Source organism: Psychrobacter sp. 4Bb, from assembly GCF_002836735.1.
Taxonomy (GTDB): domain Bacteria; phylum Pseudomonadota; class Gammaproteobacteria; order Pseudomonadales; family Moraxellaceae; genus Psychrobacter.
Genome location: NZ_PJAS01000018.1, coordinates 1 through 1,657, shown reverse-complemented (window position 1 = coordinate 1,657; position 1,657 = coordinate 1). Strand labels below are relative to the sequence as shown.

The window sequence follows — 1,657 nt, the reverse complement described above, 5'->3', positions numbered from 1 at the left end:
CAATCACTTCAAAGATAAGACCAGAATGCGCTTCTAAGCGAGTTATTAGCTTATCTCCCATCGCAGATGCTGGTGTCCAGAACCCACCGCCAACGTCCTCTTTGCTGATATCTTGTGCCAGACATAATGCCGCCTGCGAAATCATGCGAGAAGTACTGCCGTAACCAGGATCTCTATCACCTGTTACTTTAACGGTAATAGTGTCATTTTTGGCCGTTTGTCCAAAGTGACGAATATCAAAGTAGCCGTTTTCTTGCTCGTCCTTAGAAGGGCCTGAGCCAGCTTTTGGTAAGACGTGCTTGGATAGTAACTCGCGACTTGGTTTAATCATCATTGCAGTAGCAAAGCCCAACAAACCTGCACTCATGGCATAGCTAGACAGTTTTCCTTTGACGCCATCTTTCATCCACATTGCTTCGTCATATTTGAAATCGCGACCGTACTCATAGCTGAGCAATTGGTTAGTGCGATGGACGATACGCGTATTGATGGTCGCCATGACGAACGGTGCTAACCAGCGCTTATGGTTACTGTCATATACTGGTTTGCTGACATTATCCTGACGTACGTTTGGTGCATCAGTATCATCGTTTAACAGATATGGATTGGCCACTTGTTTTCGACGTGATTTATCTTCGCCAGCTTCTTCAAATATTGATGCCATCGATGCGATAGTACCGCCTGAGATACCACCTTTCGCCGCTTTGACACGCATATGAATGACATTACAGGTCTCGCCAAACTTTTCTTCTGCCTTAGCTTGGGTAAAGTACGCGCCCAAATCTGAGGGGATAGAGTCAAAACCACAAGAGTTAACGATACGGGCACCACTTTGCTTGGCAGTGTCTTGGTATTTATCCATCATATCTTTGATGAAAATGGCCTCACCAGTAAGATCGACATAATCCGTACCGTTTTCAGCACAAGATTTGATCAGTGGCTCACCATATTTCAGATATGGGCCGACAGTAGAAATGATGACTTGAGTTTGCTTTGTCATCTTATCAAGGCTGGCAGCATCATTACTATTGGCGATAATAATGTCTACCTTGCTCTCAAGTTTGGCCTGCAACTTGTTGAGCTTGTCTTCATCGCGGCCTGCGATTGCCCATGATACGTCTGAGCCATCTTCGTTCTTATTATTTGATAAAAAATTGGTTAAATAGTGGGCAGTGATCTGACCGACGAAACTTGTCGCACCATATAGAACAACTGCATAAGGGCGTGTGTCGCCGCTGGTTTTTTGTGTAGAGTTTTCAGTATCCGTATTGGTATCCATATGTATTGTCCTTAATAGATTTGAGAATAAGTGGATAGTAAACTATAAACCAAGTCGTTTGATTAGGTTAGAGGTTTGTGAGGTCGCTACAGTTTATAGTTTGCAGCCAACCTTCCATACAACATCACATATAACGTGAGGAATTTAAAATAGTTCTGCATACAGTTGGAATAGTAGCGTTCAGTAAAAGTCATTCAATAAAACACGTCCAGGTAAAAAGCACTTAGTTTAAGAACGCTCAGTTAAATAACGCTGCATTCAGAAATATAATTCTATTTCGAAAATATCATCTATTAAAGAAAAAGAGGTATGAGACATTAACAGTTACTACAAACTTTACATAACCTATAGTCAGTCCAAAATATAAAAGGTACAATA

At 41.8% G+C, this 1,657-nt stretch carries 1 protein-coding gene; it reads right to left on the bottom strand.

The genetic code is table 11. The annotated features are described in order from the left end of the window. Window positions 1–1,279 (bottom strand): saccharopine dehydrogenase family protein (locus tag CXF60_RS00575; RefSeq protein ID WP_102090366.1); only part of this gene is annotated, 1,279 nt, incomplete at its 3' end. Window positions 1,280–1,657 lie beyond the last annotated feature (378 nt).